Genomic DNA, 18,038 nt, shown 5'->3' with positions numbered 1-18,038 from the left:
GCGGACACAGTCGAGCCCGTGAGTGCGCTCCGGCTGGACATGTCGCCCCTGGACTACCTGATCCTCGCGCTCTACTTCGCGACGGTCCTGGGCATCGGCTTCGCGGCCAGACGGGCGATCAGGACCAGCCTGGACTTCCTGCTCTCCGGCCGCGCCCTGCCGGCGTGGGTCACCGGCCTGGCGTTCGTCGCGGCGAACCTCGGCGCCATCGAGATCCTCGGCATGGCGGCGAACGGCGCGCAGTACGGCGTCGCGACCGTGCACTACTACTGGGTCGGAGCGATCCCGGCCATGGTCTTCCTCGGCATCGTGATGATGCCGTTCTACTACGGCTCGAAGGTCCGCTCGGTCCCCGAGTTCCTCCGCCTGCGCTTCAACGACTCCACGCACCTGCTCAACGCGATCACCTTCGCCCTCTCGGCCGTGCTGATCGCCGGGGTCAACCTCTACGCCCTCGCGATCGTCATGCGGGCGATGCTGGGCTGGCCGCTCTGGGTCTCGATCTGCGTGGCCGCGGCGTTCGTGCTCGTCTACATCGGCCTCGGCGGGCTGTCCTCCGCGATCTACAACGAGGTCCTGCAGTTCTTCGTGATCCTCGCCGGCCTCGTCCCGGTCGTCGTCATCGGGCTCAAGGAGGTCGGGGGCTGGAGCGGGCTGGAGGAGCGCGTACGCGGCGCGCAGGGCGGCGGCGAGGCGTACCTGCACGCGTGGGAGGGCACCGGGTTCGGCACCGGCTCCAACCCGATCGGCGCCAACTGGCTGGGCATCATCTTCGGGCTGGGCTTCGTGCTCGGCTTCGGCTACTGGACGACCAACTTCGCCGAGGTGCAGCGCGCCCTCTCGGCCCGCAACATGAGCGCGGCACGGCGCACCCCGCTCATCGCCGCGTACCCGAAGATCTTCATCCCGCTGGTGACCGTGATCCCGGGCCTCATCGCGCTCGTGCTGATCCCGCAGCTCGGCAAGGAAGAGGCGGGGGCCGACTTCGAGTACAACAACGCGATCCCGCTGCTGATGGAGAGGTACCTCCCCTCCGGCGTGCTCGGTGTCGCCGTCACCGGCCTGCTCGCTGCGTTCATGGCCGGCATGGCTGCGAACGTCTCGAGCTTCAACACCGTCTTCACCTACGACATCTGGCAGCAGTACGTCCGCAAGGACCGCCCGGACGAGTACTACCTCAAGGTCAGCCGCTGGGTGACCGTCGCCGGCGTTGCCATCGGCATCGGGACCGCGTTCATCGCCGCCGGCTTCAGCAACATCATGAACTACCTGCAGACGCTCTTCTCGCTGTTCAACGCCCCGCTCTTCGCGACCTTCATCCTCGGGATGTTCTGGAAGCGGATGACGCCGAAGGCCGGCTTCTGGGGGCTGCTCAGCGGGACGCTCGCGTCGCTGACGCTCTACATCCTCTACAAGACCGGGGTCGTCGACTTCCGCTCGGACCTGGAGGAGAGCATGTGGGGCGCCGGGCTCGCCTTCGTCGTCGACATCGTGGTCTCCGTCCTGGTCAGCCTGCGCACCGCGCCGAAGCCGGTCGAGGAGATCGCGGCCCTCACCTACGGCGGCAAGGGGTCCGCGACGAGCAAGCCGACGGACCTGCTCAAGGGTGACGAAGCGTGGTACCGCTCGCCCGTCCTGCTCGGCGCCGGAGCGCTCGTCCTGTCCGTCGTGCTCTACATCCCGTTCTTCTGAGGAGGCTTCCATGGCACGACGACCCGGACAGCAGGGCGGGGCCTCCCGGCACGAGGGTGACCGGCAGGGGGACCCGAAGCAGGCGTCGGCGAGCGCGGCCCGGCTGTTCGACGTCCGGCGCATGATCGGCGGCCTGTTCGTCGTCTACGGCGTCATCGTCACCATCGCCGGGCTGGTCGACGGCGACGGCGCGCGCGAGAAGGCGCAGGGGATCGACATCAACCTCTGGGCCGGGCTCGCGATGCTCGCCCTCGGCCTCGTCTTCCTCGCCTGGATGTGGCTCAGCCCGGCCGAGCCGCCCAGCACCGACGACCAGGAGGTGATGGAGGAGGCCGAGCGTCGGGCCAAGCACTGAGGGCAACGTCACGTCGGGCCTCGCCCCTGGGCCGGGTATCCCAGGGGTCATGGCTCGCATCCCCACCACTGACCTGGACGTCTTCGGCCTCTGCCTCGGTGGCAACGTCTTCGGCTGGACCGCGGACGAGCAGGCGTCCTTCGCGGTCCTCGACGCGTACGCCGCGGCGGGCGGCAACTTCGTCGACACCGCCGACGTCTACTCCGAATGGGCCCCGGGCAACTCCGGCGGCGAGTCCGAGCAGATCCTCGGCGACTGGATGCGTACGCGGGGGAACCGCGAGCAGGTCGTCGTCGCCACCAAGGTCGCCAAGCTGTCGGGGCTGCGCGGGCTCGCCCCGGAGACCATCGCGAAGGCGGCGGACGAGTCGCTCGCCCGGCTCGGCACCGAGCACATCGACCTGTACTACGCCCACGAGGACGACCCGAGCGTCCCCGTCGAGGACATCCTCGGCGCCTTCGCCGAGCTCGTGCGCGCGGGCAAGGTCCGGCACATCGCCGCCTCGAACTTCACCGCGCCGCGGCTCGCCGAGTTCCTCGCCGCTGCCGACCGCGAGGGGCTGCCGCGCTTCGTCGCCCTGCAGAACGCCTACAACCTGGTCAACCGCGACGAGTACCCCACGGCCCTGCAGGAGCTGGTGCAGCGCGAGCAGCTCGGCTTCCTGCCGTACTACGGCCTCGCCTCGGGCTTCCTGACCGGCAAGTACCGACCGGGCGCGCGAGTGGACAGCGTCCGCAGCGGCGGGGCCGCGGCGTACCTCGACGACCCGCGCAGCCCCGCGCTGCTCGCGGCCCTGGACGAGCTGGCCGCGGCGCACGGGACGAGCGTCGCGGCAGTCGCGCTGGCCTGGCTGCGGGCCCAGCCGGGCGTCGTCGCGCCGATCGCGAGCGCGCGCACGCCCGAGCAGCTGGCCGACGTCCTGCCGGCCGCGGCGCTCGAGCTGTCCGCGGACGAGCTCGAGCGCCTGACGACGGCCTGGGCCTGAGCCGGCTCAGATCCGGGCGACTGCTGGGGCCGGTCAGCCGATGGCGGGCCGGCCCCAGCTGCCGGCGAACGCGATCTCGGGCAGCGGCTTGCGCTCGCGGGGCGCCAGCTCACGCGCGCGCAGCGTCTCGGGCAGCTCCTCGGGGTCGCCCATGCGGCCGATGGCGAGGACGATGAACGCCTCGTAGCCGGCCGGCACGTCGAATTCGGCGTGCAGCGCCTCGTCGGAGAACCCGGCCATCTGGTGCACGTGCAGCCCGAGGGCGTGCGCCTGCACGGTCAGCTGGGCGATCGCGAGGCCGAGCTCGTACGGCGCGTGGCGCATCGGGGCGCCCTCGGCGTCGACGGTGGCGGCGAGGCCCACGACCAGCGCGGAGGCCGAGCCCGCCCAGAGCTGGTTGCCGGGCATGAGCGCGTCGAAGACGCCCTTGAAGGTCGCGTCGCCGCGGCGGCCGACGAGGAAGCGCCAGGGCTGGCGGTTCACGGCGCTCGGCGCCCAGCGGGCCGCCTCGAGGACGGTGGTCAGCGCGGCCTCGTCCAGCTCGTGGGCCGGGTCGTACGCCCGCGGGCTCCACCGGTCGGCGAGCAGCGGGTGCAGCGCGCCGGCAGCGGGCGTCCCGTCCGACCGCACGGAGACGGTCGTCGCGGTCGACGGGGCGGAGACGGTCGTGTCGGTCATCTGGGTGCTCCGGAAGGGTTGTGCCGGTATTGTTGAGCATTCAACAGTAGGCTAGGACAACGTGTTCCGGCGGTAGTGGAAAGCGCGGGTTCGGCCGGTTGCGCCCGATAGGGGAAGGGCCTTGCGTCTCGCCCGAGCGCGTATCAGGCTGCTCTGGTCGCTGCTCAGCCCCTAGGGGATCGCCCGCCGGAAGGGCCCGCGCGGTCATCCCGCCGGAGGATGCGTGGCGGTTCCGCCCGGCGGCACCATCGGGTGACAAGCTGGCAGGAGCGAGGGGAGGGCGAGTGACCGCGGTCGTGGGAGCCGTGCGCGGCGCAGGGCGACGCGTGCCGCAGGGTGCGCGCGAGCTCCTCCTCGTCGCCGTCCTGCTCGCCGTCTACAAGTTCGGGCGGCTGCTGAGCGCGGAGTCGGTGGCGACGGCGAAGCAGAACGCGTACGCCATCCTCCACCTGGAGAAGGCGCTCCGGCTGCCCCAGGAGGCGTGGGCGCAGAGCCTGGCGCTCGGGTCGCCCGACCTCGTGCAGCTGGCCAACCGCTACTACGCCTGGGTCCACTTCCCGGCGGCGGCGGCGATGCTGCTCGGGCTCTGGTTCTTCGCCCGGCCGAACTACTTCTGGATCCGCCGGGTCATGGCGACGATGACGATGGTCGCCCTGGTGCTGCACGTGGTCCTGCCGCTCGCGCCACCCCGCATGCTTCCCGGCTTCGTCGACACCGGGCTCTACTACAACGAGTCGGTCTATTCCTCGCCGACCGCGGCCGCCCTCGCCAACCAGTACGCCGCCATGCCGTCGCTGCACGTCGGCTGGGCGATCATCGTCGCGGCGGCCGTCATCGCGACCTTCGGCTCGCGCTGGCGCTACCTGGTCCTCGCCCACCCGGCGATCACGCTCGTCGTCGTCGTCGTGACGGCCAACCACTACTGGCTCGACGCTCTCGTGGCCGCGGCCCTCTTCGCCGTGAGCTTCGCCCTGGTCGGGCCGCGCGGCGTGCTCGTCCGCCGCAAGGCCGACTACGCGGTCGCGGCGTAGCCCCTCCCGCGCCCGTGGGGCCGTGAGCCGCGCGACCGGCGGCGGCCGATCCCGGCGCGGCGGTCGGTTGCGGCCCGGCGGTCGGTTGCGGCGGTCTCGGGCGCGCGGCGGTTTCGGGCGCTGGCGGTTTCGGGCGCTGGGCGGGCCGGGCAGCCTGCAGGGCATGACCGGAGAGATCATGACGGCGCAGGCCGTGCCGCCGGAGACGCCGGCCGGGCCCGCGCGGCCCGCTTCGAGCGCCGCTGCCGACCCCCGCGTACGCGGCCCGCTGCGCGGCTCCGCCCCGGCGACCGAGCCCGGCGGCCCGACGGCCCCCGAGACCGCGCCCGAGCCGGTCCCGGACCTGCCGCCGATCGATCCGGACGAGCCGGTCCCCGACGACCCCGGGCCGCTGCTGCCCGACGACCCGACCGAGCTGCCACCGCCCGTGCCCGAGCCCTCGCCGGACCCGGGCGCGCTGCCCCCGCCGCCCCCGCCCGCGCCGCCGGGGCTGCCTCCCGGTTGAGCCGTCGGAGTGAGCCCGCGGGCACGAGGGGGAGCCTCTGCGCCCCGCCGCCTGCAAGGGGGCACTACCGTGACGAACGTGACGTCCACCCTGCCGCGCGACGACGGTGACGCCGCGCCGCCGCCGGCAGAGGCGCGGAGCGGCCTTCACCGAGTGCAGCCGCTGCGCGACGTGCTCGACGCGCTCGCGGTCGCGACCATCGTGCTCGACGTCGACGGCGTCCTGGTGGTGTGCAACACGGCCGCCGAGGAGCTGCTCCACCTTCCCGGTGGGCGCTGGGCCGGGCGCAGCGTCTTCCTCGGCCAGGAGGACGGCTTCGTCGAGGCCGTCCGCCGCCTGCTCGCGGGTGAGCCGATGGCGCGCGAGACGCCCGTCCGGCTCGGCGACGGCACGGTGCGGGCGCTCTCGTGGAAGGGCACGCCGCTGCGCGCCCCTGACGGCAGGCCGTCCGGGGCCGTGGCCGTCATCGAGGACACCGGCCGCCGCCAGGCCGCCCGTCGCGACCTCGCGCTCGTCGACGCGCTGTTCCGAGAAGCCCCCGTGGGCCTCGCCGTCTTCGACACCTCCGGCCGGTTCACCCGGATCAACCGCGCCCTGGAGCAACTGGACGGCCTGCCGGACGCCGAGCACCGCGGGCAGACGATCGCCCAGGCGCTGCCCGGCGTCTCGGCGGCCGGGGACGGGGCTCCCCCCGTCGACGAGGTCGTCGGCCGGGTGCTGCGGACCGGGGACCCGGCCCCGGACGTGCAGATCGTGAGCCGGGCGCGCGGCGAGGAGGGCGAGACCGGCGACGGCGACCGGACGTGGCTCGGCTCGTTCTTCCGGCTCGAGCACGGCGGCCAGCCGGTCGGGGTGGGGTCCATCATCCGCGAGGTGACCGCCCAGCGGCGCGCCGAGCAGGAGCGCGCCGAGGCGGCCGAGCGGCTCGCCTTCATCGTGCGGGCCGGTGAGCTGCTGGCCGGGTCGCTCGACCCGAAGCTCACGATGTCCAACCTCTGTGACCTCATCGTCCCCGCGCTCGCCGACCACGCCTTCGTCGACCTGATCGAGGAGGGCGGTGGCCTGCGCCGCATGGCGATCCGCCACTCCGACGCCGTCACGGTGCCGGCCGAGGCGGTCCGCCGCGTCGGGCAGGTCTACGACTACCCGCACGGCCACCCGCTGCGGCGGGCCGCCGAGCTCGGCGAGCCCCATCTCGTCGCCGACGTCGCCGCGTCGCCCGAGGAGGTGCCGCAGGGCAAGGACGCCGGCTTCGTCAGGGCGGTCGGTGGCCGCAGCGTGCTCGTGCTGCCGATGATGGTCGCCGGGCAGGTCATCGGCGTGACGACCATGGTGTTCTCGCAGAGCGGGCGGCGCTACGGGCCGGTGGAGGCCGAGCTCGCGCGCGACCTGGTCAACCGCGCGTCGGTCGCCGTCGCCAATGCGCTCTCCTACGAGCAGCAGCGCTCGGCCGCCGTCGCCCTGCAGCGCAGCCTGCTGCCGGACGTGCTGCCCGGCGTCGAAGGGCTCGAGGCCGCGTGGCGCTACCTGCCCGGCGCGACGGGGACCCAGGTCGGCGGCGACTGGGCCGACGTCGTCCCGCTGCCCAGCGGGCGGGTCGCCATCGTCGTCGGCGACGTGATGGGCCGCGGCCTGCACGCCGCGGCCGTCATGGGCCAGGTCCGCACGGCCGTGCGTGTGCTGGCCTACCAGGACCCGCCGCCGTCGGAGGTGCTGCGCGCGCTCGACCTGGCCGTGGCCGGCCTCGCCGAGGGCCAGATCGTCACCTGCGTCTACGCGGTGTTCGACCCCGGACGCGGAACGCTCACGCTGGCGAGCGCCGGGCACGTGCCCCCGATCATCGTGCCGCCCGGCGGCGAGCCCGAGGTCCTGCGCGGCCCGGTCGGCGTCCCGCTCGGGGTCCGGGCGGACCTGGGCTACGAGGACTTCGAGGTCCCGATGCCGACCGGGACGGGCCTCGCGCTCTACACCGACGGCCTCGTCGAGGCGCCGGGCCAGGACGTCGACGACGGCATCGCCCGGCTCGCGGACGCGCTGCACGGCGGGTGGGACGACCTGGAGACCCTCTGCGACAAGGCGGTGCAGGCGGGCGCCCAGCACGCCCCCGGCCGGCCGGACGACGTGGCCGTGCTGCTCGTGCGGGCCAGCTTCGGCCAGGACGAGCTGGTCGTGTCGGCCACCCTGCCGCCGGATCCCGCCGCCGTGTCCCCGGCCCGGGCCATGTTCTCCGCCGCGCTCGAGCGCTGGGGGCTCGCCGACGACCCCGCCGCCATCGCCGGCGAGCTGCTCGTCAGCGAGGTCGTCACCAACGCGATCCGCTACGCCCCGCGCGGGAGCTGCCAATTGCTCGTACGCCGTGCCGACCGCAGCCTGCACATCGAGGTCCGCGACTCCGACACCCGGCTCCCGCGGCTGCGCCACGCCAGCTTCGAGGACGAGGGCGGCCGAGGCCTCGCCCTCGTGCAGGCGCTGTCGCGCGACTGGGGCGCCCGCGCGCTGCCCGACGGCAAGGTCGTGTGGTTCACGCTGGACGCTCCTCCGGTGGACGCCGCCGCAGGGTGAGCACCGGCACCTCCAGCGGCGGCAGCGTCACGGGCGGCTCGTCCACGTCCACGTCGAGCACGACGAGCCCAGCGCCCTTCGCCGAAGCCGGCGTCACCGATGCCGGACGCAGGAATCGGAACTCCGGCTCCGCCTGCGCCTCGGCCTCCATCGCCGCCACCGCGTCGGGGGTCGGCGGCTTCGCGATCGACGCGGAGGTCTTCGCCCCCGGGGCGGGCGGCCGGTGCGGCTCGTGCTCGGCCTGTGCGGGCGGCAGTGCGGGACCGCGGCGTACCCAGAGCGTGGCGCCGGGGGTGCACAGCCCGGCCAGCAGGCCCGCGGCCGTCACCTCGCTCTCTTCCGCGAGCGTCAGCTCGGCGTCCTTGCCGTCCTGCAGTGCCCAGACCGCGTCCTCCTGCTCGGGCGTCGCCTCGGCCCGCCCGAGCAGCTCCAGGGCCGCGTAGACGGGCAGCTCCTTGTCCCGGCCGCGCCGTACGGGCCAGCGCGGGAAGGCCGGGGCGGGCCAGAAGTAGTCCAGGTCGTCCGGGACCCCGGGGAACTTGTCGCGGTAGTAGTCCGGCTCCTTGCGCAGCAGCGCGGACCGGTGGCTGACGTGGAAGGCCTCGTGGCCCATCCACGGCGGCAGCTGGCCGGTCTCGAGCAGCTCCCCCCACGTCGGCTCGCGGCCCCCGGTGAACGCGAGCAGGGACGCCCGGGTGGCCTCGGCCCGGCCGCGGCGCTCCCACACGTCACAGGTCGCCAGGCCGTACGCCACGAGCGCCGGCGTGAAGCCCCGCCACATGCGCGTGGCGGGGTGGTTCTTCCAGCCGTACTGCGGCCAGACCAGGGCGCGGAGGATCTGGAACGTCTCGACCCGCTGCTTGCCCAGGCGCTTGTCGTCGAGGGCCTGGGCGCTCGCCACGAAATCCGGGTACGGCAAGAAAGTCTGCACCTGCGCGTCGTACCCACCTCCGGGTGGCACCATCTCCGCATGACCCTGGCGCCCAGCGTGTCGTACTCGATCACCGTGCGGCTCGAGCTGCCGGCAGCGGGGGGAGCCGTGAGCCGGCTCACCACCGCGGTCGAGGAAGCGGGCGGAGTCGTATCCGCGCTCGACGTCACCGCCAGCGGCCCGAAGGTCGTCCGCATCGACGTCACGATGGCCGCGCGCTCGAGCGACCACGCCGGCGAGCTCGTCGCCGCCCTGCGGCGCCTCGAGGGCGTGACGATCGGCAAGGTCTCCGACCGGACGTTCCTGCTCCACCTCGGCGGCAAGATCGAGGTCACGTCGAAGGTGCCCATCCGCAACCGCGACGACCTCTCGATGGTCTACACCCCCGGCGTGGCCCGGGTCTGCCTCGCGATCGCCGAGAACCCCGAGGACGCCCGCCGGCTGACGATCAAGCGCAACACCGTGGCCGTGGTGACCGACGGCTCGGCCGTGCTCGGGCTCGGCAACCTCGGCCCGAAGCCCGCGCTGCCGGTGATGGAGGGCAAGGCCGCGCTGTTCAAGCGGTTCGCCGGCATCGACGCGTTCCCCATCTGCCTGGACACGCAGGACGTCGACGAGATCGTCCAGACCGTGCAGCGGATCGCGCCGGTGTTCGCCGGGATCAACCTCGAGGACATCTCGGCCCCGCGCTGCTTCGAGGTGGAGAGCCGGCTGCGCGAGCTGCTCGACATCCCCGTCTTCCACGACGACCAGCACGGCACCGCGATCGTGGTGCTCGCCGCGCTGACCAACGCGCTCAAGGTCGTGGACAAGGCGCTGCCCGACGTCCGGATCGTCATGGCCGGCGCCGGCGCCGCGGGCACCGCGATCCTGGACCTGCTGCTGGCGGCGGGGGCCCGCGACGTCGTCGTGTGCGACGAGCACGGCGCGCTGCACCCCGACCGCCCCGCGACCGACGAGCGGCTCTGCGCCATCGCCCGGCGGACCAACCCGCGCGGCTACCAGGGCAGCCTCAAGGGCGCGCTGGCCGGCGCGGACGTCTTCGTCGGCGTCTCCGCCCCGGGCATCCTGACCGGCGACGACATCGCCACGATGGCCCCGCGCGCGGTCGTGTTCGCGCTGGCCAACCCGGACCCGGAGGTCGACCCGGTCGACGCCGCCGAGCACGCCGAGGTCGTGGCGACGGGGCGCAGCGACGCCCCGAACCAGATCAACAACGTGCTCGCCTTCCCCGGCGTCTTCCGCGGGCTGCTCGACGCACAGAGCCGTGGCGTCACGACCGGGCTGCTGCTCGCCGCCGCCCGCGCCCTCGCGGCGGTGGTCGCCGACGAGGAGCTCAACGCGGCGTACATCGTCCCCAGCGTCTTCCACCCCGGGGTCGCGGACACGGTCGCTGCCGCCGTACGGGACGCCGCGCTGCGCGGCGCGCCCGCCCCGGAGCCGATGGAGGAGCTGCCGGGGGCGCGGGACCAGCAGCCGGGCCTGGGCGCCGGCCACGACGAGGAGGGGCCGGCGTGACGTCGACGAGCGAGCAGGCGGCTGGGCCGGCCGAGGCGGGGCAGGTGCGCCGCACCCCGCTGCGCTGGGCCGTGTTCGTCGCGGCCGTGGTCCTGCAGCTGGCCGTCGTCTACGCGCCCTCGTCCGGTCCCGGCGGTGGGGTGCCGTACCTCGACAAGGCGGTGCACGCAGCGATCTTCGGGCTGGTCGCGTGGGCCGGGCTGCGGCTGCGGCTGCCAGCCGGCCCGCTGCTCGGGGTGCTCGGCGCCCACGCGGTCCTCAGCGAGGTCCTGCAGGGCACCCTCCTGCCCCGGCGCAGCGGGGACGTGCTGGACACGGTCGCCGACGTCGTCGGCATCGCGCTTGGGGCGCTCGCCGCCGGGCACCACTTCGAGCGGGTCGAGCGGGCCCGCCGGCAGCGGGACGCGGGCCGCAGGGCACCGGACGAGCCGGGGCTGTGACGGGGCAGAGCTGTGACAGGGCAGGGCTGTGACGGGGCGTTGACGGGGGAGCCATGACCGAGGGGCGACGGATGTCCGAGGGCGCCGGCGCGGGGGCCGGCCAGCTCGCCGGGCGGCTCCTGGTGGCCGCGCCGGCGCTGGTCGACCCGAGCTTCGCCCGGTCGGTGGTGCTCGTCCTGGACCACGACAACGGCGGCGCCCTCGGCGTCGTGCTCAACCGGCCGACCGACGTGCCGGTGTCGGACGCGCTGCCGGTCTGGGCGCCGCACATGTCCGCGCCGTCGGTCGTCTTCCGCGGCGGCCCCGTCGCGCTGGACAGCGCGCTGGCGCTGGCGCTGCTGGCGACGGTGCCCGCGGCCGAGGACCCGGAGCCGTTGGGCTGGCGGCAGGTCGTCGGCGCGCTGGGGCTGGTGGACCTCGACGCCCCGCCGGAGATCCTCGCCGAGCAGACGGCCGCCATGCGCGTCTTCGCCGGCTACGCCGGCTGGGGGTCGGGGCAGCTGGAGGGCGAGCTGGCGGCCGACGCGTGGCTCGTCGTCGACTCGCTGCCGGGCGACGCCTTCAGCGCCAGCCCGACCGCGCTGTGGCGTTCCGTGCTGCGCCGCCAGACCGACCGCCGGGCGATGCTGTCCACGATGCCCGAGGACCCGTCGAAGAACTGAGGGCCCGGCCGGGCTCCCGGCACTGCCGCACTGCGCCTCGCGCGCGCCGTAGCATGCCCGCATGAGCAGCCCCGGTTTCGACGAGCCCGGCATCAGCGGTGGCACCCTGCTGGAGCAGGATGTCGAGCGGACCCCGCAGACGAGCAACGACGACGGCGACCACGAGCGCTTCGCGCACTACGCGCCGAAGGACAAGATCGTCGAGGCCATGGTCACCGGCACGCCGATCCGCGCCCTCTGCGGCAAGGTCTGGGTGCCGAGCCGTGACCCGCAGCGCTACCCGGTCTGCCCCACCTGCAAGGAGATCTACGACACCCTGCCCCCGGGCGACGACGGCTCCGACGACTAGGCGGTCCCGGCAATTCCTCCCGGGCACCAGGACGGCCGGCCGGGGAGCGTGTTCGCACGCCCCTACCTGCGGCTGACCACGGGCATCGTGGCCCTCGTCCTCGCCGTCGCGTTCGAGGCCGTCGCCGTCGCCACGGCCATGCCGGTCGTGACCGACGACCTCGAGGGCCGGGCCCTCTACGCGTGGGGCTTCAGCGCGTTCCTCGTCGTCTCGCTCGTCGCGATGGTCCTCGCCGGCGACCTCTCCACCCGCTTCTCCCCGCGCGCGGTCGTCGCGGGCGCCATCTGCTGATCGCGGGCACCGCGACGTCGATGCCGGTCTTCGTCCTCGGCCGGGCGGTCCAGGGGCTCTCCGGCGGCACCATCGTCGCGATCTACGTCGCGGTCGCCGCGGCGTACCCCGAAGAGCTGCGGCCGCGCGCGCTCGGGCTGCTCTCGGCCAGCTGGGTGCTGCCGAGCGTGCTCGGCCCGCCCGTCGCGGGCTGGCTCGCCGAGTCGGTGTCCTGGCGCTGGGTCTTCCTCGGCGTCGTGCCGCTCGCCCTGGCCGCACTGGCCGTCGCGCTGCCGGCCATGGGCGTGCCGCCCACCGACCCCGAGATGACCGCCCGCGACGCGCGCCGGCGGGTACGGCAGGCCGGGCTGCTCGCGGTCGGCGTCGTGCTGCTGCAGTACGCCGGGCAGCGGCTCGACCTCTGGAGCGTGCCGCTCGCCGCCGTCGGGCTGGCGCTGATGGCCCCGATGCTGCGCCGGCTGCTGCCGGCTGGGACGCTGCGTGCCGCTCGCGGCGTGCCGTCCATCGTGCTGCTGCGCGGCGTCATGGCGGGCGCGTTCTTCGGCGCCGACGCCTTCGTCCCCCTGATGCTCGTCGACCAGCGCGGGCTGAGCCCGGGCGTCGCCGGGCTCGCCCTCACCACGGCCGCGGTGGGCTGGGCCGGCGGCTCGCTGTGGCAGGGGCGCCCGTCCTCGGCGTCCCGCCGGCCGGTCCTCGTCCGCGTGGGCACCCTCGCCGTGCTGACCGGCATCGCGCTGGCCGCCGCCGCCGTCGCGGACGCCGTGCCGGCCGCCCTCGCCGCGGTCGGGTGGGCGTTCGCCGGGCTGGGCATGGGGCTCTCGATCTCGGGCGTCAGCGTGCTCCTGCTCGAGCGCTCGGAGGAGACCGAGCGCGGCACCAACGTGGCCGCGCTGCAGCTGTCCGACGCGCTCGGCGGGACGCTGCTCATCGCCGGGGCGGGCGTGCTGCACAGCGCGCTCCACGTCAACGCCGGCCTCGGCGCGGCGTCCTTCGTGACGGTCTTCGCCGTGATGGGCGCCGTGACCCTCGTCGGGACCGCGCTGGCCGGGCGGCTGGGGCCGGCGCGCCGCCGCGCGCTGGTGCCCGCGGCGTAGCGATACCACGCCCCGCCCGACGCGCCGGGCAGCGCGGCGCCCCGGCATGTTGATCACGGTTCCCGGGTTAGCCTGCCCGGGCTTATGAGTACGACAGCAGCCTCCTCGCTCCCTCCCGCCTACCCCTCGCGCGCACCCTGGGGCACCGCCCCGCGGCTGCGCGCCTGGCAGCAGGAGGCGCTCGACGCGTACCTGCAGAGCAGCCCGCGCGACTTCCTCGCCGTCGCTACCCCGGGCGCGGGCAAGACGACGTTCGCCCTGCGCATCGCGACCGAGCTGCTCGGGAGCGGCGTCGTGCGGGCCGTCACCGTCGTCGCGCCGACCGAGCACCTCAAGCGGCAGTGGGCCGAGGCGGCCCAGCGGGTCGGCATCTCGCTCGACCCGGAGTTCAAGAACGCCCAGGGAGCGCACGCCGCCGGGCTGACCGGCGTCGCGGTGACGTACGCCCAGGTCGCGATGGCCCCGATGCTGCACCGGGCGCGCACCGAGGCCCGGCCGACCCTGGTCATCCTCGACGAGGTCCACCACGCCGGCGACGCGCTGTCGTGGGGTGACGCCGTCCGCGAGGCCTTCGACCCCGCGCGCCGCCGGCTGTCCCTGACTGGCACGCCGTTCCGGTCGGACACCTCGCCGATCCCGTTCGTCACGTACGCCCCGGACCACGACGGCGTGCGCAAGTCGGTGAGCGACTACTCCTACGGCTACGGCAACGCGCTGCGCGACGGCGTCGTCCGGCCGGTGATCTTCCTGGCCTACGGCGGCAACATGCGCTGGCGGACCTCGGCCGGCGACGAGATCTCCGCCTCGCTCGGCGGGGACCAGCTCACCAAGGACCTCACGTCGCAGGCGTGGCGCACCGCGCTCGACCCCTACGGCAACTGGGTGCCGCAGGTGCTCAGCGCCGCGGACAAGCGCCTCACCGAGGTACGCCGGCACGTCCCCGACGCCGGCGGGCTGGTGATCGCGTCCGACCACTCCACGGCCCGCGCCTACGCCGCCCGGCTGCGGGCGATCTGCGGCGAGGCGCCCACGGTCGTGCTCTCCGACGACCCGACCGCCTCCAAGCGGATCGCCGAGTTCAGCGCGTCGACGTCGCGCTGGATGGTCGCCGTCCGCATGGTCTCCGAGGGAGTGGACGTGCCGCGGCTCGCCGTCGGGGTCTACGCGACGAGCTACTCCACGCCGCTGTTCTTCGCCCAGGCGATCGGCCGCTTCGTCCGCGCCCGCAAGCGCGGCGAGACGGCGTCGGTCTTCCTGCCGACCGTCCCGATCCTGCTCGAGCACGCCAACTCGATGGAGCGCGAGCGCGACCACGCCCTGGACAAGCCGGTCAAGGAGGGCGACTACGACCCCGAGGCCGCCCTGCTGCAGGAGGCCAACCGGCAGCGCGACAGCCCGGACGGCGGGCAGGAGGCGCTGTCGTTCGAGTCCCTCGAGTCCGAGGCGACCTTCCACGGCGTGCTCTTCGACGGCGGCGAGTTCGGCCTGCAGGCCGAGGTCGGCTCCGCGGAGGAGCAGGACTACCTCGGGCTGCCCGGCCTGCTCGAGCCCGAGCAGGTGTCGCAGCTGCTCAAGCAGCGCCAGGCCGAGCAGCTGGCGAAGGGCCGCAAGGCGACCGTCCCGGAGCCCGCGCCGGCGCCGGCCACCCCGATGCTCGACGCCGACAAGCTCGCGGGCCTGCGCAAGGAGCTCAACGCCCTCGTCGCCGCCTGGCACCACCGGACCGGGCAGCCGCACGGCGTGATCCACGGCGAGCTGCGGCGCACGTGCGGCGGGCCGCCGACGGTCAAGGCCTCCGCGGAGCAGGTGCAGGCGCGCATCGACGCGATCCGCGACTGGCACGCGAAGGGGCGCCGGCTGGCGTAGGGGCGGGAGCCCGCCTCCTCCGTCGGGCCGCGCCCTACGCCGCGCCGCCGCGGGCACGCCCCGCGCCCCTGGCAGGATCGCAGCCATGAGTACCGCCGTCCCGGGCCCGGCACGTCCGAACCGCTCGTTGGCCTGGGTCGCCAAGGCGACGGTCGTCGTCCTCGCGACCCTGCTGCTGGCGTACTTCGTCTACCAGCTGCGCTCGGTCGTCGTCGCCGTGTTCCTCGGCCTGTTCCTCGCGGTCGGCTTCGACCCGGTGATCCGCCGGCTCGAGCGCGCGGGGCTGCGCCGCGGCCTGGCCGTCCTCGTCTTCCTGCTCGGGATCATCGGGCTGCTCGCGCTGTTCATCGCGTACGCGGTGACGCCCGCCGTCAACGAGCTGAGCGGGCTGGTCCAGGACCTGCCCGACCTGATCCAGCGGCTCGCCGAGCGCAACGAGACGGTCGCGGAGTGGGTCGACGAGTCCGACATCCAGCAGCGGCTGCAGGACTCGCTGAGCTCGCTTCCCGGCTACGTCGCCTCCAGCCTGCAGACCGCCGTCGACGTCATCACGTCCTTCATCGGCGGCGTCTTCAGCCTGCTCACGGTGCTGGCGCTGATGGTCTACTTCATGATGGCGCTGCCCCGCATGCGGGCGTTCGCACACCGGGCGCTCGGCAACGAGGAGCGCGTCGACGTCATGGAGGAGGCGCTCGCCAAGGTCGGCGGCTACGTCACCGGCCAGCTCACCGTCTGCCTCTGCGCGGGCACCTTCGCGTTCGTCGTCCTCGAGGTGCTCGGTGTCCCGTACGCCGCGGTGCTCGGCATCTCGGTGGCGCTGTTCGACGCGGTGCCGCAGATCGGCGCGACGATCGGCGCGATCATCGTGACGCTGGTCGCCCTCACCGAGTCGCTGACGACGGGGCTCATCGTGTTCGCGCTGCTGCTCGCGTACCAGCAGCTGGAGAACTACGTCATCGCCCCGCGCGTCTTCTCCCGCTCGGTCAACCTCAGCCCGGTGGCGGCCTTCATCGCGGTCCTGTGCGGGGTGAGCCTCGCCGGCTTCGTCGGAGCCCTGACCGCGCTCCCGGTCGCGGCCGCCCTCAAGGTCATCATGCGCTACACCTTCCGCCGCCAGCTCGCCGAGATCGGCGTGGAGGAGGAGGGCGCGGCCCAGGACGAGGCCGACGAGGCCGGCGGAAGGGTCGTCGGCGCCGAGGCGCCCGACCGGCAGGAGGAGGTGCCCGAGGGCCGCGGCTCGGACGCGTACGCCCCCGCGCACGCGGTGGCCCACGCGCCGGCCCCGCTTCCCCCGGGCGGCGACCACCACGCCGCCGACGAGGACCCCGTCCGCTAGGCACGACGCTGCAGCTGCGGCCCCCGCGGGAGGCCGACCCTGCCGGGAGGCCCGCGCGGGCGTGGTGCACCCTTGGGCCGACGGTTAACGGAAGGGGAAGAGGACGTGGCCTTTCGGTTGAGGCCCCGTGAACCAGTGTTCTACGACCTGTTCACGGAGGCGGCCACCAACCTCGTCACGGCGACGCGGATCGGCGCCGAGCTGGTCTCGGCCCCGGCGGTGCAGCGCCCGGCGATACACGAGCGGCTGCGGGACGCCGAGCACCAGGGTGACGAGATCACCCACCGCATCCTCAAGGCGGTCAACTCGACCTTCGTCACGCCGTTCGACCGCGAGGACATCTACCGGCTCGCCAGCCGCATCGACGACGTCCTGGACTTCCTCGAGGAGGCCGGCGACCTGATCGTGCTCTACGGAGTGGACGGCCTGCCGCCAGAGGCCGTCGAGGTCGCGCGGCTGCTGGTCGAGGGGGCGGAGCGGACGGCCGAGGCGATGCCGAAGCTGCGCACGATGTCCGGCCTCGAGGACTATTGGATCGAGGTCAACCGGATCGAGAACGAGGCCGACCGGCTCTACCGCCGGATGATCGCGGGCCTGTTCCGGGACGAGGGCGCCAACGCGGTCACGCTGATGAAGTACAAGGACGTCATCGACCACCTCGAGGAGGCCGCGGACGCGCTCGAGCACGTGGCCGACGTGGTCCAGACGGTCGTGGCCAAGGAGAGCTGACCCGGGTGGAGATGCTCGGGCTCGTCATCATCATCGTCGTCGCCCTCGGCTTCGACTACACCAACGGCTTCCACGACGCGGCCAACGCGATCGCGACCTCGGTCTCGACCAGGGCCCTCACACCGCGCGCGGCCCTCGCGCTCGCGGCGGTGATGAACCTCGTCGGCGCGCTGATCTCCACGAAGGTCGCCGCGACGGTCGGCAAGGGGATCATCGACACCCCGGACGACGGGGCGCACGGGCTCACGGTCGTCTTCGCCGCGCTCGTCGGCGCGATCGTGTGGAACCTCATCACGTGGTACTTCGGCCTGCCCTCGTCCTCCTCGCACGCCCTGATCGGCGGGCTGGTCGGCGCCGGGCTCGCGGGCGGGATCGACGTGAAGTGGAACGGGATCCTGGACAAGGTCGTGATCCCCATGGTCGTCTCGCCGCTCGGGGGCTTCGCGCTCGGCTTCCTGTTCATGCTGTTGCTGCTCTGGCTGTTCCGGCGGATGAACCCGCACCGGGCCAACTCCCTGTTCAAGCGCGGGCAGATCGTGGCCGCGGCCGCCATGTCGCTCGGCCACGGCCTGCAGGACGCGCAGAAGACGATGGGCGTCATCACGCTCGCCCTCGTCGTCACGGGCCACCTGGACGCGTCCGGCGACTACGTGGTCCCGTTCTGGGTGGTCATCTCCTGCGCCCTCGCGATCAGCCTGGGCACCTACTCCGGCGGCTGGCGCATCATGCGCACCCTCGGCCGCCGGGTCATCAAGTTCGACAACACCTCGGGCTTCGCGGCCCAGACGGTGGCGTCGGCGGTGCTCTACACCACCTCGCACTACGGGCTGCCCGTCTCCACGACCCACGTGACCACGAGCTCGATCATGGGCGTCGGGGCGACGCGGCGGCTGTCCGCTGTCCGGTGGGGCGTGGCCGGGAGCATCGCGTCCGCCTGGGTCCTCACCCTGCCGATGGCCGCCCTCGTGGCCGCGCTGGCCTACGCCGTCACGTCCTTCGTCGTGCTGTGAGGCG

The 18,038-nt window shown here is 73.9% G+C and carries 18 protein-coding genes; 16 read left to right on the top strand and 2 right to left on the bottom strand.

Annotated elements, in window-relative coordinates; translation table 11 throughout:
* The first annotated feature begins 39 nt into the window (after positions 1–39).
* The 3 genes from G9H71_RS03715 to G9H71_RS03705 are packed head-to-tail and all read left to right on the top strand — an operon-like array spanning position 40 to position 3,032.
* Complete coding sequence (locus tag G9H71_RS03715) at positions 40–1,692, top strand: sodium:solute symporter family protein (protein ID WP_231134200.1); 1,653 nt, start codon at positions 40–42, stop codon at positions 1,690–1,692.
* 10 nt (positions 1,693–1,702) lie between these two features.
* Positions 1,703–2,047, top strand: coding sequence for a hypothetical protein (locus G9H71_RS03710; protein ID WP_166277969.1), 345 nt, complete (start codon positions 1,703–1,705; stop codon positions 2,045–2,047).
* 49 nt (positions 2,048–2,096) lie between these two features.
* Positions 2,097–3,032: an aldo/keto reductase gene (locus tag G9H71_RS03705; protein WP_166277966.1), complete on the top strand. Its 936-nt coding sequence runs from the start codon at positions 2,097–2,099 to the stop codon at positions 3,030–3,032.
* A gap of 33 nt (positions 3,033–3,065) precedes the next feature.
* On the opposite strand, the gene G9H71_RS03700 is transcribed toward G9H71_RS03705, so the two are convergent.
* Positions 3,066–3,710 (bottom strand): nitroreductase family protein, encoded by a 645-nt coding sequence (locus tag G9H71_RS03700; RefSeq protein WP_166277963.1) that lies wholly within the window; start codon positions 3,708–3,710, stop codon positions 3,066–3,068.
* Between the two features lie 284 nt (positions 3,711–3,994).
* Between G9H71_RS03700 and G9H71_RS03695 the strand changes: the two genes are divergently transcribed.
* From G9H71_RS03695 to G9H71_RS03685, 3 genes are all read left to right on the top strand, one after another.
* Entirely contained in the window at positions 3,995–4,741 is a 747-nt protein-coding gene (locus G9H71_RS03695; RefSeq protein WP_166277960.1) for a phosphatase PAP2 family protein, read from the top strand.
* 163 nt (positions 4,742–4,904) lie between these two features.
* Complete coding sequence (locus G9H71_RS23050) at positions 4,905–5,246, top strand: hypothetical protein (protein WP_196791532.1); 342 nt, start codon at positions 4,905–4,907, stop codon at positions 5,244–5,246.
* A 78-nt stretch (positions 5,247–5,324) separates the two neighbouring features.
* Positions 5,325–7,808 carry a SpoIIE family protein phosphatase gene (locus tag G9H71_RS03685; protein ID WP_166277957.1) on the top strand — a complete coding sequence of 828 codons (2,484 nt, stop codon included), beginning with the start codon at positions 5,325–5,327 and terminating at the stop codon, positions 7,806–7,808.
* Here the strand turns inward: G9H71_RS03685 and G9H71_RS23045 are convergent.
* Entirely contained in the window at positions 7,768–8,709 is a 942-nt protein-coding gene (locus G9H71_RS23045) for an MSMEG_6728 family protein (RefSeq protein WP_407939660.1), read from the bottom strand. The genes G9H71_RS03685 and G9H71_RS23045 overlap by 41 nt on opposite strands.
* 69 nt (positions 8,710–8,778) lie before the next feature.
* Here G9H71_RS23045 and G9H71_RS03675 point away from each other — a divergent pair, with 69 nt between their 5' ends.
* The 10 genes from G9H71_RS03675 to G9H71_RS03630 all read left to right on the top strand — a co-directional run bounded on the left by G9H71_RS03675 (position 8,779) and on the right by G9H71_RS03630 (position 18,034).
* The gene (locus tag G9H71_RS03675) at positions 8,779–10,257 is read left to right on the top strand and encodes an NAD-dependent malic enzyme (protein WP_166277954.1); all 1,479 of its coding nucleotides are present in this window, start codon (positions 8,779–8,781) and stop codon (positions 10,255–10,257) included.
* Positions 10,254–10,697, top strand: coding sequence for a VanZ family protein (locus tag G9H71_RS23040; RefSeq protein WP_196791530.1), 444 nt, complete (start codon positions 10,254–10,256; stop codon positions 10,695–10,697). The genes G9H71_RS03675 and G9H71_RS23040 overlap by 4 nt, the downstream gene beginning before the upstream one ends.
* A gap of 53 nt (positions 10,698–10,750) precedes the next feature.
* A complete protein-coding gene (locus G9H71_RS03665; RefSeq protein WP_231134003.1) occupies positions 10,751–11,359 on the top strand; it encodes a YqgE/AlgH family protein in 609 nt (202 codons plus the stop codon).
* A gap of 61 nt (positions 11,360–11,420) precedes the next feature.
* Entirely contained in the window at positions 11,421–11,708 is a 288-nt protein-coding gene (locus G9H71_RS03660) for a DUF3039 domain-containing protein (protein WP_166277951.1), read from the top strand.
* Positions 11,709–11,756: 48 nt separating this feature from the next.
* Positions 11,757–11,999, top strand: a complete 243-nt coding sequence (locus G9H71_RS03655) for a hypothetical protein (RefSeq protein ID WP_166277948.1) — start codon at positions 11,757–11,759, stop codon at positions 11,997–11,999.
* A gap of 20 nt (positions 12,000–12,019) precedes the next feature.
* A complete protein-coding gene (locus G9H71_RS03650; RefSeq protein WP_166277945.1) occupies positions 12,020–13,093 on the top strand; it encodes an MFS transporter in 1,074 nt (357 codons plus the stop codon).
* An 84-nt stretch (positions 13,094–13,177) separates the two neighbouring features.
* Positions 13,178–14,959 carry a DEAD/DEAH box helicase gene (locus tag G9H71_RS03645; RefSeq protein ID WP_166277942.1) on the top strand — a complete coding sequence of 594 codons (1,782 nt, stop codon included), beginning with the start codon at positions 13,178–13,180 and terminating at the stop codon, positions 14,957–14,959.
* A gap of 85 nt (positions 14,960–15,044) precedes the next feature.
* Positions 15,045–16,295 (top strand): AI-2E family transporter, encoded by a 1,251-nt coding sequence (locus G9H71_RS03640; RefSeq protein ID WP_166277939.1) that lies wholly within the window; start codon positions 15,045–15,047, stop codon positions 16,293–16,295.
* A 105-nt stretch (positions 16,296–16,400) separates the two neighbouring features.
* The gene (locus tag G9H71_RS03635; RefSeq protein WP_166277936.1) at positions 16,401–17,024 is read left to right on the top strand and encodes a DUF47 domain-containing protein; all 624 of its coding nucleotides are present in this window, start codon (positions 16,401–16,403) and stop codon (positions 17,022–17,024) included.
* A 5-nt stretch (positions 17,025–17,029) separates the two neighbouring features.
* Positions 17,030–18,034: an inorganic phosphate transporter gene (locus G9H71_RS03630; protein ID WP_166277933.1), complete on the top strand. Its 1,005-nt coding sequence runs from the start codon at positions 17,030–17,032 to the stop codon at positions 18,032–18,034.
* Positions 18,035–18,038: the final 4 nt, after the last annotated feature.

The organism is Motilibacter deserti, from assembly GCF_011250635.1.
Taxonomy (GTDB): domain Bacteria; phylum Actinomycetota; class Actinomycetes; order Motilibacterales; family Motilibacteraceae; genus Motilibacter_A; species Motilibacter_A deserti.
This window is presented reverse-complemented; position numbering and strand designations above follow the sequence as displayed.